This is a genomic window from Massilia sp. WG5, assembly GCF_001412595.2.
GTDB lineage: Bacteria > Pseudomonadota > Gammaproteobacteria > Burkholderiales > Burkholderiaceae_D > Telluria.
Genome location: NZ_CP012640.2, coordinates 742307 through 757375 on the forward strand (window position 1 = coordinate 742307; position 15069 = coordinate 757375).

At 68.5% G+C, this 15069-nt stretch carries 13 protein-coding genes; 2 read left to right on the forward strand and 11 right to left on the reverse strand.

The window, feature by feature from the left end:
* Positions 1-26 precede the first annotated feature (26 nt).
* The 5 genes from AM586_RS03220 to AM586_RS03240 all read right to left on the reverse strand — a co-directional run bounded on the left by AM586_RS03220 (position 27) and on the right by AM586_RS03240 (position 7216).
* A complete protein-coding gene (locus tag AM586_RS03220; RefSeq protein WP_047825324.1) occupies positions 27-1190 on the reverse strand; it encodes an efflux RND transporter periplasmic adaptor subunit in 1164 nt (387 codons plus the stop codon).
* Positions 1180-4374: an efflux RND transporter permease subunit gene (locus AM586_RS03225; RefSeq protein WP_109370546.1), complete on the reverse strand. Its 3195-nt coding sequence runs from the start codon at positions 4372-4374 to the stop codon at positions 1180-1182. Before AM586_RS03225 ends, AM586_RS03220 begins: the two co-directional genes overlap by 11 nt.
* A gap of 234 nt (positions 4375-4608) precedes the next feature.
* Entirely contained in the window at positions 4609-5589 is a 981-nt protein-coding gene (locus AM586_RS03230) for a diguanylate cyclase (RefSeq protein ID WP_229411181.1), read from the reverse strand.
* Positions 5590-5632: 43 nt separating this feature from the next.
* Positions 5633-6598 carry a chemotaxis protein gene (locus AM586_RS03235; RefSeq protein WP_047825326.1) on the reverse strand — a complete coding sequence of 322 codons (966 nt, stop codon included), beginning with the start codon at positions 6596-6598 and terminating at the stop codon, positions 5633-5635.
* A gap of 132 nt (positions 6599-6730) precedes the next feature.
* Positions 6731-7216, reverse strand: coding sequence for a winged helix-turn-helix transcriptional regulator (locus AM586_RS03240; protein ID WP_047825327.1), 486 nt, complete (start codon positions 7214-7216; stop codon positions 6731-6733).
* A gap of 105 nt (positions 7217-7321) precedes the next feature.
* Between AM586_RS03240 and AM586_RS03245 the strand changes: the two genes are divergently transcribed.
* Positions 7322-8614 carry a D-amino acid dehydrogenase gene (locus AM586_RS03245; protein WP_047825328.1) on the forward strand — a complete coding sequence of 431 codons (1293 nt, stop codon included), beginning with the start codon at positions 7322-7324 and terminating at the stop codon, positions 8612-8614.
* A 1-nt stretch (position 8615) separates the two neighbouring features.
* The gene (gene alr, locus AM586_RS03250) at positions 8616-9755 is read left to right on the forward strand and encodes an alanine racemase (protein ID WP_047825329.1); all 1140 of its coding nucleotides are present in this window, start codon (positions 8616-8618) and stop codon (positions 9753-9755) included.
* On the opposite strand, the gene AM586_RS03255 is transcribed toward alr, so the two are convergent.
* From AM586_RS03255 to AM586_RS03280, 6 genes are read right to left on the reverse strand one after another with little or no spacing between them, the layout of a single operon-like run.
* Entirely contained in the window at positions 9752-12172 is a 2421-nt protein-coding gene (locus AM586_RS03255) for a DNA polymerase II (protein WP_047825330.1), read from the reverse strand. The genes alr and AM586_RS03255 overlap by 4 nt on opposite strands.
* Positions 12173-12182: 10 nt before the next feature.
* Entirely contained in the window at positions 12183-13007 is an 825-nt protein-coding gene (locus AM586_RS03260; RefSeq protein WP_047825331.1) for a ferritin-like domain-containing protein, read from the reverse strand.
* Positions 13008-13062: 55 nt separating this feature from the next.
* Positions 13063-13449, reverse strand: coding sequence for a DUF1622 domain-containing protein (locus AM586_RS03265; RefSeq protein WP_047825332.1), 387 nt, complete (start codon positions 13447-13449; stop codon positions 13063-13065).
* A gap of 13 nt (positions 13450-13462) precedes the next feature.
* Positions 13463-13825, reverse strand: a complete 363-nt coding sequence (locus tag AM586_RS03270) for a cytochrome c family protein (protein WP_047825441.1) — start codon at positions 13823-13825, stop codon at positions 13463-13465.
* Positions 13822-14742: a cytochrome c oxidase assembly protein gene (locus AM586_RS03275; protein WP_047825333.1), complete on the reverse strand. Its 921-nt coding sequence runs from the start codon at positions 14740-14742 to the stop codon at positions 13822-13824. Before AM586_RS03275 ends, AM586_RS03270 begins: the two co-directional genes overlap by 4 nt.
* On the reverse strand, positions 14715-15068 hold the full coding sequence (locus AM586_RS03280) for a hypothetical protein (protein ID WP_047825334.1): 354 nt from the start codon (positions 15066-15068) through the stop codon (positions 14715-14717). The genes AM586_RS03275 and AM586_RS03280 overlap by 28 nt, the downstream gene beginning before the upstream one ends.
* Position 15069: the final 1 nt, after the last annotated feature.

Sequence of the window (15069 nt, forward strand, 5' to 3'; positions counted from 1 at the left end):
GGGTGGGCACACCGTGCCCACCCTGCTCAGCCAGCCTTACGTGGCGCAGCCGCCTGCGCCACCTTCACCTGATCCCCATCCGCCAGCCCGTCCGGCGGGCTGTCGATGATGCGGTCCGCCCGTGTCACGCCCTCCCCCAGCTCGATCACATTGCCGTAGTCGCGGGCGATCGTCACCTTCCTGATCCGCACCCGGTTGCCGGCATCCAGGGTCGCGACCTGGGCGCCGTTGCGGCCCATGATCAGCGCGGCCGGCGGGATCGCCACCGCATTCCCGACCGGCGCGGCCTGGTCGAACTGCACGGTGGCGAAGGCGCCCGGCAGCAATTCTCCTTTCGGATTCTCGACCGCCAGCTGGACCAGCATGGTGCCGGAGCCGGCGTTGATGGCCTGGGCCAACGACTGCACCCTGGCCTCGTAGCGGCTGCCCGGACGTTCCGGCACGCTCACGTGCGCCGTGCTGCCCGGATGGATCTGCGCCACCTGGCGCTGCGGCACCTGCACGTAGACGCGCAGGCGCCGCAGGTCGGACACCACGAACAGCTCGCTGCCGCTGGCGCCAGAGGCGCCGGCGTTGACCAGCGCGCCGACGTCGGTGTTGCGCGCCGTGACCACGCCATCGAAAGGCGCGACCAGCTGCGTATAGCGCTTCAGCGCCTGCTGGCGGTCGACGCTGGCCTGCAGGGCCTGCACGTTCGACTGCTTGGAAACGAAATCGCCCTGCTTCTCCTCGGCCTCCTGCTTCGAGACCGCCTGCTGCGCCACCAGCGACTGCCAGCGCTTCGCGGTGCTTTCGGCCAGCGCCAGGTTGCTGCGCGCGACCGCGAGCTGGGCCTGGGCCTGGCGCAGGTCCTGGTCGAGGTCCGGGGTCTCGATCGTGGCCAGCACCTGGCCGGCCTTCACGGGGGCGCCGATGTCGACGTTCCAGCGCGCCAGGTAACCCGACACGCGGGCGTAGATCGGCGCGCGCGACCACGCCTCGATGCGGGCCGGCAGCTCCATCGGGGCGCCCGCGATGTCCTTCGGCGCCACCAGGCTCACGGTCGGCACCGCGTGCTCCGCCGCCGTGTCCTTGAGCTGCTCGGCCTGCGAATGACGGGTGGCCAGGCCGCCGATCACCACGGCGGCGGCGACGGCGGCGGCGATCGCGCCGACGACCAGCGGGCGGGAGGAAGTGGATTTAGTTGGCATGGGCAGGAACTCCAGAAGGGGGCAAGCCGGCGTCCGGCACGCGCTGCCGGCGGCGGCCGTGGACCAGGCTGAAAACGACGGGAACGAAGACCAGGGTGGCGATGGTCGAAAATACCAGGCCGCCGATCACGGCGCGGCCCAGCGGGGCGTTCTGCTCGCCACCCTCGCCCAGGCCCAGCGCCATCGGCAGCATCCCGATCACCATCGCCAGGGCCGTCATCAGGACCGGACGGAATCGCACGAAGCCCGCTTCCAATGCCGCGGCGGCGGCGTCGCCGAGCACCTCCAGGCGCTCGCGCGCGAAGCTGATCACCAGCACGCTGTTGGCGGTGGCCACGCCCATGCACATGATGGCGCCGGTCAGCGCCGGCACCGACAGCGTGGTGTGGGTCGCGAACAGCATCCAGACGATGCCGGCCAGCGCCGCCGGCAGCGCCGAGACGATCACCGCCGGGTCGGTCCAGGACTGGAAGTTGACCACGATGAGCAGGTAGATCAGGCCGACCGCGCCCAGCAGGCCGAACAGCAGGCCCGAGAAGGCGCGCTCCATGGTGCGCACCTGGCCCAGCATCTCGACGGTGGAGCCCTTCGGCACGTCGGCGCGGGTGTCGGCGAGCACCTTGCGGATGTCGGCGGCGACGGCGCCCAGGTCGCGGTCCTGGGTGGTGGCGTGGATCTGCACCATCGGTGCGATATCGTACTGGCTGATCAGGGCGCTGCCGTTGCCGCGCTCGAAGCGGGCCAGGCCGCCGAGGGTGGCGGCGTTGGCGTTGGCGCCGCTGCCGACCGGGAGATTGGCCAGCGCCGCCAGCGAATCGAGCTGGCTCTGCGGGGTCTGCATCACGATCGGATAGGTCACGCCGTTGGCCGGGTTCAGCCAGTAGGTCGGCGATACCTGGCTGGAACCGGCCAGGTTCACCACCATGCTGTTGGTGACGTCGCGCGTGGTCAGGCCGAGCAGCTGGGCCTGGGTGCGGTCGACCTCCACCTTGAACAGCGGCGCGCGGTTCGACTGCTGGATGCGGGCGTCGGCCACGCCGGGGATCGCGCGGATGCGCTTGAGCAGTTCCGCCGCATAGCCGAAGTTGGCGTCGATGTTCCGGCCGCGCACCTGCACGTCGATCGGCGCCGGCGAGCCGAAGTTCAGGATCTGGCTGACGATGTCGGCCGGCGGGAAGGAGAAGGTGGTGTCGGGGAAGGCGCGCGGCAGCACCTCGCGCAGCTTCTTCACGTAGTCCGCGGTCGGCGCGTGGCCCTCGCCCAGCGCGATCTGGAAGTCGCCGTCATGGGTGCCCATGGTGCCGGTGTTGCCGTAGGTGGTGTTGATGCTCGAGGACGGCATGCCGATATTGTCGACCATGGTCACGATCTCGCGGTTCGGGATCACGCCGCGGATGGCCTGCTCGATCTTCGCGAAGCGCTTCGCGGTCTCCTCGACGCGGGTGCCGATCGGCACGCGCGCGTGGATCAGCACCTGCCCCGAATCGACCGATGGGAAGAAGTTACTGCCCAGGAAAGGCACCAGCAGGAAGGACAGCGCCACCACCGCCAGGAAGCCGGCCAGGAAGGGCCGGCGGTGCTCGATCGCATGCTGGAGGATGCCCTTGTAGCGGTGGCGCAGGCCCTCGAAGCGGGCCTCGAAGCCGCGCTGGAAGCGCTGGAAGGCATTGCGCGGCTTGTGCGCGTGTTCCTCGCGAGGGTCGTGCGCCCGCAGCAGCCAGTTGGCCATGGTCGGCACCAGGGTGCGCGACAGGATGAAGGAGCACACCAGGGCATAGACCACCGCCTTCGCCATCGGCACGAACAGGAAGCCGGCCACGCCCTGCAGGAAGAACATCGGGATGAACACGATGCAGATGCACAGCAGCGAGACCAGGGCCGGGGCCACGATCTGCTGGGCGCCGTCCATGATCGCCGGTTCGACCGCCTTGCCCTGCTCCAGGTGCCAGTTGATGTTCTCGATGGTGACGGTGGCGTCGTCGACCAGGATGCCGACCGCCAGCGCCAGCCCGCCCAGCGTCATCAGGTTGAGCGTCTCGCCGGTCGCCGCCAGCGCGATGATCGAGCCCAGGATCGACAGCGGGATCGAGACCGCGATGATCACGGTCGAGCGCCAGCTGCCCAGGAACAGCAGGATCATGATGCTGGTCAGCAGCGCCGCGATCGCACCCTCGGTCGCCACGCCCTTGATCGCGGCGCGCACGAACACCGACTGGTCGTTGATCGGCACCACTTTCAGCGCGTCCGGCAGGCCCGCCCTGATCTGGTCCAGCTTGGCGCGCACGCCGTCGACGATGGCCAGCGTGGACGCCGAGCCGTTCTTCAGGATCGACATCAGCACCGAGCGGCCGCCGTCGACGTGGACGATATTCGTCTGCGGCGCATTGCCGTCGTGGACGTCGGCGACGTCGCCCAGGTAGATGGTGGCGCCGTTCACGACCTTCACCGGCAGCCGCGCCAGCTCCTCGATCGCCGAGGGCGCGTTGTTCAGCTGGATCGTGTATTCGAAGGCGTCGATCTTCTGGTTGCCGACCGGCGTCAGGACGTTCTGCGCCGCCAGCGCGTTGGCGATGTCCTGGGCCGACAGGCCGCGCGCCTGCAGGGCGTCCGGCTTGACGTCGATCTGCACCTGGCGCTGCTTGCCGCCGTAGGGCAGCGGGATCGCGGCGCCCGGCACCGTCACCAGCGGGGTGCGGACGGTGTTCATGCCGAGGTCGAACAGCTGCTGCTCCGACAGGCCCTTGCCGGACAGCGCCAGCTGCAGGATCGGCACGGTGGCGGCGTTGTAGTTGAGGATCAGCGGCGGCGTGATCCCGGCCGGCATCTGGCGCAGCGCCGACTGCGAGATCGCCGTCACCTGCGCGTTCGCCACCGCGATGTCCACGCCGGGCTGGAAGAAGATCTTCACCACGCTGATGCCGGGATAGGTGTTCGCCTCGATATGCTCGATGTCGTTGACCGTGGTGGTCAGCGAGCGCTGGAACAGGGTCGAGACCCGCCCCGCCATCTGGTCCGCCGGCAGGCCGGTGTACTGCCAGGCGACCGCGATCACCGGCATTTTGATGTCCGGGAAGATGTCGGTGGGCGTGCGCACGGCCGCCAGCGGGCCGATGATCAGCAGGGTGAGCGCCAGCACGACGAAGGTATAGGGCCGACGAAGTGCGACGCGAACAAGGCCAAGCAGCATGGAATACTCCGGACAAGGGCACGCTGGCATCGTAGTGCCGCCATCTTCCTGTAATGACGGCCCGACTGGCGCGAAGCCATGGTGCAAACCACATAATATGCGCGAAAACACCGGCGCTGGCTAGGGCCGGGGCCCGCAAAGCCTCATGAATATTCCGGATGTCAGTACAAATGAAAAAGGCGGTGCATGCCGCCCCGCCTTCCCGTCACATTCGTATGGTCCGGCGCCTGCTTACTGCTCGCCGTCGACCACCACCCGGTTGCGTCCGCCGCGCTTGGCGGCATACAGGGCCTGGTCGGCCGCTTCGATCAGGGCCTTGGGGTCGTCCAGGCGGCCCGTCTCCATGCTGGCCACGCCGATGCTCAGGGTGACGCGGGGATGCACCGCGGACGGCGCATGCGGCAGGTTCAGCGAGGCCACGTATTCGCGGATGTTCTCGGCGAGCTGGCGCGCCTGCGCCGCATCGGTGTCGGGCAGGATCGCGGCGAATTCCTCGCCGCCGTAGCGCGCGGCGACGTCGGCCGGGCGCTTCAGGCGGCTTGCCAGGGCCTGCGCCACCGCCGACAGGCAGGTATCGCCGCCCTGGTGGCCGAAGTGGTCGTTGTAGGCCTTGAAGGAATCGATGTCGGTCAGCAGCAGCGAGAGCGTGCCCTTGATCCGCTGGGCGCGCCGCAGTTCGCGGTCGAGCGCGACGTCGAAGTAGCGGCGGTTGGCGATGCCGGTCAGGCCGTCGACGTAGGAGCGGGCGCGCAGCGATTCGGCGTGGTCGAGCAGGCGCCGTTCACGTTCATTGGCGCCGCTGATGTCGCGGATCTCGACCAGGCAGAACAGCTCGCCGTCCTCGCGGAAAGGCGACACCGAGACCGCCTGCTCGATCAGCGGGCCGTCGAAGCTGCCGGCGGCGCGAAGCGGGAAGGGACTGCGGTTGTCGGCGTGGGGAATTGCGGTGGCGGTTTCGTCGGCCAGGGCGGCCAGCACCGCCGCCTCGACGCGCGAGCCGCGCAGCGTGGAAAAGACCTCGAACAGCGAATGCCCCATGACGCGCGCCGCGGCGCGGCCGCAGCGCGGCGTCAGCCAGCTGCTCCAGAGCACGATGCGCTGGTCGGCGTCGAGCACGATGACGCCGACGTTGACGAGGTTCAGGACGCGTGCGGCAAGGTGGGCAGGATGAGCGACGTCAGCTGCGCGGGCTTCTGGCTTGGTAGTGATCACTTGGCAGTTCGGTAACAAATCGACTGCCCGATCATACCGGAACTCAAGGGCGCAGAACAGCTCGCAGGGTCCGTGACAGGTCTTCGGCCGAGTACTTGGCCACGTAGGCGTCGGCGCCGACCTTCTTGACGTGTTCCTCGTTGGTGGTGCCCGACAGCGAAGAATGGATCACCACCGGCAGGTTCGAGAAGCGCTGGCTGGTCTTGATCCGGCGGGTCAGCGTGAAGCCGTCCATTTCCGGCATCTCGAGGTCGGTCAGCACCGCGGCCACCTTGTCGTAGACGCTCTTGCCCTCGGTTTCGGCGGCGCCGGCGATGGCGTTCAGCTGCTCCCAGCATTCCTTGCCGCTCTTGGTCATGATGAAGGGCAGGCCCATGGCGTCCAGGCCCTGCTCGATCAGGGCGCGCGCGACCACGGAATCGTCGGCCGCCAGCACCACCGAACCCGGCTTGATCTCGATCCTGCTGCCGACCGCCTGCGCCACCGCCCGGCCCTCGTCTTCCGAGGCCGGGCTGAGGTCGCGCAGGATGGTCTCGACGTCCAGCACCTGCGCCAGGCGGCCCGGCTGGCCGTCCTGCGGCTCGAGGCGGGCGATGCTGGTCACCATGCCGCTGCCGGCGCTGTGCTCGGACGACATCACCTGGCTCCAGTCCAGGCGCACGATCTCTTCCACGCTCTCGACCGCGAAGGCCTGGGTGGTGCGGGCGAATTCGGTTACCAGCATGATGTTCAGGCCGGTCGCGGGCTTGACCCCGGCGATGCCCGGCAGGTCCAGCACCTGGATGATCTGGCCGCGCAGGTTGACCACGCCCAGCACGTGCTTCGGGCTGCCTGCGATCGCGGTGATCTCCGGCATCGCGACGATCTCGCGGATCTTGAACACGTTGATACCGAACAGCTCGCTGTGCTTGCCGTTCTCGTCGCCGCCGAGGCGGAAAAGTAAAAGCTCGAATTTATTGGTGCCGGTGAGGTTGCTGCGCTCGTCGACTTCCTGCTGAACCGATTTCATGTCTTGTCCCGAAAGTGGTGATTCTTCTGGGAAATGATTTTAGAGATGAACGTCGGACCTGTGTCGGTACAAGGCTAAGTCTTGCTCATTTTCATCAGTTTCTGTTCCAAAAAACCACGGATACCGACACCGCTATGAACCGATCGACAAGGCCAGGGTTTCCTTCACCTCCTCCATCACCACATAGCTCTTCGACTGCGCCGAATCCGCCAGGTGCAGGATCTCGCCCAGCAGCCGGCGGTACTCCGACATCTCGGGAATCCGCGCCTTGATCAGATAGTCGAAGTCGCCCGACACCAGGTGGCATTCCATCACCTCTGGAATGCCCAGCATGGCGCGGCGGAAGCGCTCGAAGGCTTTTTCCGACTTCTGCAGCAGGGTGATCTCGACGAACACCAGGATCTGCAGGCCCATCGCCTGCGGATTGACGCGCGCGTAGTAGCCGGCGATCACGCCGTCGCGCTCCATCCTCTTCACGCGTTCGATGCAGGGCGTCAGCGACAGCCCGACCCGCTCGGCCAGGTCCTTCATCACGATGCGGGCGTCCTGCTGCAGGATGGACAGGATGTGCAGGTCAATCTTGTCGAGTACCCGGCTCGATTCTTTTTGAACACGCATGAAGATTCACCAAATAGGTATTTAAAAATAGGAACAATTATGGCTATACCGGATATAAGATAGCAATAATTCCTGAGCAATCCAATCACTTTTTTTGAGAACACTATGCGAGTAATCGTGCTGGGCAGCGGTGTGGTCGGCGTCACGACTGCGTATTATCTGGCGAAGAGCGGCCACGAGGTGACCGTGATCGACCGCCAGCCTGGCGCGGCGCTGGAAACCAGCTTCGCCAACGCCGGCCAGATCTCGCCCGGCTACGCCTCGCCCTGGGCTGCGCCCGGCATCCCGCTGAAAGCCATGAAGTGGCTGTTCCAGCGCCATGCGCCGCTGGCGATCCGCCCGGACGGCTCGCTGTTCCAGTTGCAGTGGATGTGGGAGATGTTCAAGAACTGCGACGCCGAGCGCTATGCCGTCAACAAGGAACGCATGGTGCGCCTGGCCGAGTACAGCCGCGACTGCATCCGCGCACTGCGCAGCGAAACCGGCATCGACTACGAAGGCCGCCAGCAGGGCACCCTGCAGTTGTTCCGCACCCAGGCCCAGTTCGACGGCGCCGCCAAGGACATCGAGATCCTGCGCCAGGCCGGCGTGCCCTTCGAGCTGCTCAGCCGCGAACAGCTCGCCAACGCCGAGCCGGCGCTGGCGAAGGTGCGCGACAAGCTGGTCGGCGGCCTGCGCCTCCCGAACGACGAAACCGGCGATTGCCAGATGTTCACCACCAGGCTGGCCGAGATGGCCCGCGCGCTGGGCGTGCGCTTCGAGTTCGGCGTCGACATCCACGCGATCGAGTCGCAGGGCGACCAGATCACCGGCGTGCGCACCGCCAAAGCTACCTTCACCGCCGACCGCTACGTGCTCGCGCTGGGCAGCTATTCGCGCCTGCTGCTGCGAAAGTATTTCCGCGTTCCCGTGTATCCGCTGAAGGGCTACTCGATCACGGTGCCGATCACCGACGCCGCCCAGGCCCCGGTGTCGACCATCCTGGACGAGACCTACAAGATCGCCATCACCCGTTTCGAAAACCGCATCCGCGTCGGCGGCATGGCCGAGATCGCGGGCTACAGCAAGGAACTGAACCCGCGCCGCCGCGAGACCCTGGAGATGGTCGTGAGCGACCTGTTCCCGGGCGGCGGCGACGTCTCGAAGGCCAGCTTCTGGTCCGGCCTGCGCCCGATGACCCCGGACTCGACCCCGATCGTGGGTGCGACCCCGCTGCGCAACCTGTTCCTGAACACCGGCCACGGCACCCTGGGCTGGACCATGTCCTGCGGCTCGGCCAGCGTGATCGCCGACCTGGTCAGCGGCAAGATCCCGGCCATCCACGCCGACGACCTGGCGATCTTCCGCTACGCCGGTTCGCGCCCGAGCGCCACCCGTCCCGACTTCGCGAAGGCCTGAGATGGCTGGCGTTGCGAATGGCGCCGCGCAGGGCGTCGCGCATGGAGTTGATGCCGCGCGCGCCGGGGCGGTGCTGACGATCGACCTCGATGCGATCCGCGCGAACTATCGCCTGCTGCGTGAAACGGCGGCCGGGGCCAGCTGCGCCGCCGTGATGAAGGCCGACGCCTATGGCCTCGGCATGGACATCGTGGCGCCCGCGCTGGCGCTCGAAGGCTGCCGCGTGTTCTTCACCGCCCATCTCGAAGAAGGCGTGCGGCTGCGCCAGATTGCGCCCGCGGACAGCGCCATCTACGTGCTGCACGGCCCGCCGCCCGGCACGGCGGCCGACTTCGTCCGGCATGGACTGGTGCCGGTGCTGAACGACCCGTCCCAGATCGAGGAATGGCGCCGCGCCGGCAGGCTGCTGCAGCGGCGCCTGCCGGCCGCGCTGCAGTTCGATACCGGCATGTCGCGCATGGGCCTGGCCCCGTGCGACGTCGACGCCCTGCTCGCCGACCCGGCCTGGAAGGACGAACTCGAGCCGGTGCTGGTGATGAGCCACCTGGCCTGCGCCGACGAGCCCGAGCACCCGATGAACGACCTGCAGCGCGCGCGCTTCGCGCAGCTGCGCGCGCGCTTCCCGGGCATCCCGGGCAGCCTGGCGAATTCCTCGGCCGTGTTCCTGGGCCAGGGCTTCCGCCACGACCTGGTGCGCCCGGGCGCCGCGCTGTACGGCATCAACCCGCAGCCGGGGCATGCCAATCCGCTGCGCCAGGCGGTCTCGCTGCACGCCCGTATCGTGCAGTCGCGGATGGTGGCGGCCGGCGACGTCGTCGGCTACGGCGCGCGCCATGCCGTCACCGGGCCGGCGCGGATCGCCACCATCGGCATCGGCTATGCGGACGGCTGGCTGCGTTCGCTGTCGGGGCGCGGGCATGCCTGGATCGACGGCATGCGCGTGCCGTTTGCCGGGAACGTGTCGATGGACAGCATCACGCTGGATGTAAGCGGGATCGACGAGGCGCGGGTGGCGCCGGGGCAGGAAATCGAGCTGCTGGGGTCACACCAGACGGTGGATGAGGTGGCGCGCGAGGCGGGCACCATTGGCTATGAAGTGCTGACGCGGCTGGGTGGGCGCTTCCATCGCCGCTACGCCTAGAACAGGGCCCCCTGCGGACTGGTCAGCCGCCCGAAGCCATCCCCCAGGAAGGGCAGGATCGCATCCGCCACCGGCTCCAGCTGTTTGCTCAGGTAGTGCTCGTAGTCGATCGCCGACATCGTCCCGCCCTCGCGCACGTCGAGCGGTTCGGGGCCGGCGGTGGTCATGACGTAGCGGATCCAGCCGCCGTTGCGGTACTGGGCCGGGCGCCCCTGGCGCAGGTGGAATTCGTCGGCGATGCGCGCCGCGCGCACGTGCGGGGGGACGTTGCGTTCGTATTCGTCCAGCCCGCGGCGCAGGCGCTTGCGGTAGACCAGCAGTTCGTCCAGTTCGCCGCGCAGGGTGCGCGCCACGTAGTCGCGCACATAGTCTTCATAGGGCTGGCGCTGGAAGATGCGCTCGTACAGGCCCTGCTGGAACTGCTGGGCCAGCGGGGTCCAGTCGGTGCGCACCGTCTCCAGGCCCTTGTAGATCATCTCGTCGCTGCCGTCGCTGGCGGTCGCCAGGCCGGCGTAGCGCTTCTTGCTGCCCTCGTCCGAGCCGCGCACGGTCGGCATCAGGAAGCGCCGGAAATGCACGTCGTACTCCAGCTCCAGCGCGCTCTCCAGTCCGAGCTCGTCGCGCAGGGTGGCGCGCCACCAGCCGTTCACGTGCTCCACCAGCTCGCGGCCGATCCGCCGCGCCTCCTCGTCCGCATGCGCGCGCCCGAGCCAGACGAAGGTCGAGTCGGTGTCGCCGTAGATCACCTGGTAGCCGCGCTCCTCGATCAGCTCGCGGGTCCGGTGCATGATCTGGTGCCCGCGCATCGTGATCGAGGACGCCAGGCGCGGATCGAAGAAGCGGCAGGCGGTGGTGCCCAGCACGCCGTAGAACGCGTTCATGATGATCTTCAGGGCCTGCGAAAGCGGCGCGTTCTTCTCGCGCTTGGCCGCTTCCCTGCCCGCCCATACACGCGTGACGATGCCGGGCAGGCAGTGCCGGGTGCGCGAGAAGCGCCCGCCGCGGAAGCCCGGCACCGTCGCTTCCTCCGGCTCGGCCAGCCCCGCCACCAGCCCGACCGGGTCGATCAGGAAGGTGCGGATGATGGACGGGTACAGGCTTTTATAGTCGAGCACCAGTACCGAGTCGTACAGGCCGGAGCGTGAATCCATGACGAAGCCGCCGGGGCTGTCGGCCCCCGGCACGTCGCCGATGTTCGGCGCGACGAAGCCCTGGCGGTGCATCAGCGGGATGTAGGAGTGCTCGAAAGCCGCCACCGAGCCGCCGCTGCGGTCGGCTGCCAGGCCGGTCACGCTGGCGCGCTCCAGCAGGAAGGACATCAGCCCGGTCTTCTCGAAGATGCGGGTGACCAGCTCGCAGTCCTTCAGGTTGTAGCGCGCCAGGGCCGGCTTGTCCTCGTTGAACATGCGGTCGATCGAGGCCATCCGGTTGTAGGGATTGTCGATCTCCTTGCCCTCGCCCAGCAGGCTTTGCGCCACCGATTCCAGGCTGAAGGACGGAAAGCTCCAGGTGGCCGAGCGCAGCGCCTCGATGCCGTCGATGACCAGGCGGCCGGCGATCCCGGCGAAATAATGCTCCTGCCCGCCCTGACGATCACCCCCATTACGTTCGCGCCATTCCATCGGGCTGCCGTCGCGTCCCAGGCGCAGCGGGCGATGCAGGGCCTCGGCGTGCTTCTGCAGGACCCGCAGGTCGAACTGGACCAGGCTCCAGCCGATCACCGCGTCCGGATCGTGGATGCGGAACCACTCCTCCATCCTGTCCAGCAGCGCCAGCCGGGTGTCGCAGATCTCGTAGGCGAAGTCGAGCCCGCTGGCGTCGCCGTTCGGCGGGCCCAGCATGTAGACCTGGCGCTGGCCGCAGCCTTCCAGCGCGATCGAACGCAGCTCGCCCTGCATGGTCGTCTCGATGTCGAGCGAGACGGTGCGGATCGGGGGCCGGTAGTCGCCGTCGGGTTTCAGCTGGCCGTCGGGCAGCAGCCGCGGGTCGCCTTCGGCCGGTGTCCCGGCAAACAGGACCGGCGCGCTGATGAAGCGCTCCATCAGGTAGCGCTCGGGCGGCCGCACGTCGGCCTCGTAGACGTCGACGCCATGCTGGCGCAGTCGCTTTTCCAGCCCAAGCAGCTTGCGGTAGTGGCGGCAGTACAGGCCGAGCACCGGGCGGTGGTGGAAGTCGGTCAGCGCGAGTTCGCGCAATTCGCAGCCCCGTTCCCCGCGCAGGACGAATTCGGCCTGCTCGCGCTGCTCGCGCGGGATGAAGGCGACCGCGTGCTGGCCCGGCACGCGCACCCGCCGCGGCCCCTCTTCCGTCGCCAGCCAGAACTCCAGCTCGACGCCGGCGTCGAGGTCGCGCCAGTGCCGCGTCAGCAGGAAGCCGCGCGGATGCTTGCCCTGACTGGAATCGTTCGCCTCGTCCATGCGCACATTCTCAGGCGTCGAAGGAAACGCTGTCGCCACGGTAGCGCGCCAGTTCCGCTTCCGTGAAGCCGGCGCGGCGGCGCGCCTCCAGGTTGAACGGCCCCTTCAGCAGCGGCGCCTTGTATTCGACTGCCAGCGCCTCGTAGGTGCCGACCGGGTCCAGGCCGCGCGCGGCGCACAGCTGCAGATACCAGCGGTTGCCGATCTCGACGTGGCCGACCTCGTCGCGCAGGATGATGTCCAGGATCTCGGCGGCGGCCAGGTCGCCGGCCTGGGCCAGCTTGGCGCGCAGCGGCGGGATCGCGTCCAGTCCGCGCGCCTCCAGCGTGCGCGGCACCAGGGCCATGCGCGCCAGGATGTCGCCGCTGGTCTTCGCGACCATCTCCCACAGGCTGTCGTGGCCGGGGAAGTCGCCGTAGCCATGGCCGAGCGTGGCCAGGTGGGCGTCCAGCAGCGAGAAGTGATAAGCCTCTTCCCTGGCTACCCGCAGCCAGTCGGCGTAGTACGCCGGCGGCATGCCGGGGAAGCGCCAGAGCGCGTCCAGGGCCAGGTTGATGGCGTTGAACTCGATGTGGGCCAGGGCGTGGACCAGCATGGCGCGGCCCTCGGGCGTGACCATCGAACGGCGCCCGACCAGGCGCGGCGGCACCAGCTCGGGTTTGTCCGGACGGCCGGGAATGCTTCCCGCCGGGTCGAGGGCGGCGGCGGGATCGACGGCCAGGCTGCCTTCGGCGTGGGCGTGCGCCAGGGCCGCCACGCCCGCGCATTTGCGGCGCGGGTCCGTTTCAAGCAGGGAGATCAGTGCGCCTGCGCGCAGCTCGGGCGGTGCGGACATCGTGGAGAGGTGCAAAAGACGCAGTGTACCAAATCCGCGGCCGGCGCCGCCATGCTCAGTCCCGGCCGCCCGCGACCTGTTTTCCCTGCAGCGCGGGCTCGTCGCTGGCCTGCTCGTCCTTCAGCTCCTTGCCGAGGAAGTAGTTGAGCGCGGTCCGGATCACCGCGATGGCCGCCAGCTTGCCGATCCGCTCCCAGGTCGGCGCCACCGAGGTCGACAGGATGTCGGCCGCCAGCTGCAGTTCCAGCGCCAGGGTCAGGTAGCGTGCGAAAGCCAGCCGGATCGGCACGAAGCTGCTGCCGCGCCCGGCCAGCAGGTGCCGGACCAGGGAGACGACGACAATCAGCACCCCCGCCGCGATCACGAGCGCGCCCAGCGCCTCCACCAGCAGGCGCAGCCACTCGACAGCGTTGCGTACCTGCCCTTCGACCAGTTCGAACATCGCTTCCCTCGCCTTACTGGTTGTACAGATAGGCCGCCATGTCGCGCGCCTCGGCTTCGCTCACGCCCAGCTCGGGCATCGCTGTGTTCGGGCTGTAGGCGCGCGGATGGACGATCCACTTGATCAGGTTGCCGGCGCTGTTCGGCAGCACGCCGCCGACGTAGCCGCGGTCGCGGATCTCGGTCAGCGAGGGCCCGACCTTGCTGTCGGCATGGGCGATACCCTTGATCTCGTGGCAGGCCGCGCAGCCGTAGCGCGCCATGAGCTGCTGGCCGGTGCGCGGATTGCCGCCGGTGAGCGGATCGTAAGCGGGCGGCTGCTTCGAACAGCCGGCCAGCGCGGCCAGCAGGAACAGGAAGCCTGCATGTCTCATCATGGCCGTCTTCCCGCCGCCGAAGCCTGCGGCGTGCGCGCCAGCCAGCGCGCGCACAGCACCAGACCGGCCGCCACATAGGCCAGGCCGCCGGGGATCCACATGATCAGGCCGCCGAGCTGCTGGTCTTCCAGCGCCGTCAAGCCGAAGGCCTGGGCCTTGCTGCCATAGTAGGGATACCAGATCGTCTCGGACATCGTGAACATCGCCCCGAGGGCGCCGGTATGCATCATGGTCGTGAACAGGTAGACGACCGCCGCCCCCTTCCCCTGCGCGCCGCCCTGGCGGCCCAGCACCGCCCACCAGAACAGCAGGGCCGAGAACAGGAAACTCGCATGCTGCAGCGCGTGCACGCTGTTGCTGGCCAGGCCGGCCTGGAAGGTGGCGGGGACATGCCACATCCATAGCGCGGCGAAATGCAGCAGCCAGGCGTTCAGCGGCCGGGTCAGCGCATCCCAGGCGGCGCTCACGGCCGCGTTGCGGGTGGCCGAACCGGTGCGCCGGCGCCAGCCCGCGGGCAGGCTCCAGACCCAGATCCCGAGCGGACGCCCCAGCACCAGCATGGGCGCCGCCACGATCATCAGGAACTCGTGCTGGACCATGTGGGCGGCGAAGGAAAAGCTGCCGGCCGAATCCAGCGGCGAGGCCAGCGCCAGGGCCAGCGCGATCCATCCGGCGCCGAACCAGGCGGCCTGGCGCGCCAGCGGGCGGCGCGACTGGCGCGAGCGCGGCCACAGGCGGCGCAGGCCCACCGCATACAGGACCAGGGCCAGCGCCAGCAGGAACAGCACCCAGGGCTCGGCGCCCCAGGACAGCGCGTCGGCGGCCGTGTACTGGCCCTCGACGTCGTGGGCAAAAGCGCAAGCCGGCGCCAGGACAAGGCAGAGCGGCGTCAGCTTGCGCATGGCGACAGCACCCATTGCGGAAACCACATCGCCAGCACGGCCAGGCAGGACAGCGTCCCGACCATGGTCGCCACCAGCGCCAGGAAAGGTGCACGGTCGGGCGCGTCGTCGGTTTCTCCGGCCGTCGGCTGCCCGGCGCGGCCGTCTCCATCGCGTGCGGCGCGCCAGTTGCGCCAGGCGCTCCAGCTCATCCAGGCGCAGGCCAGCAGGAAGCACGCGCTCGCCAGATGCGGCGCCAGCATGCTCTGGCGCGCGCACGAGGGCGTGACCAGCGCATATGTCACCGCCAGGTTCGTCAGCGCCAGCGATGGCGCCACCAGCAGGGCCGGCCAGTTTCCCATA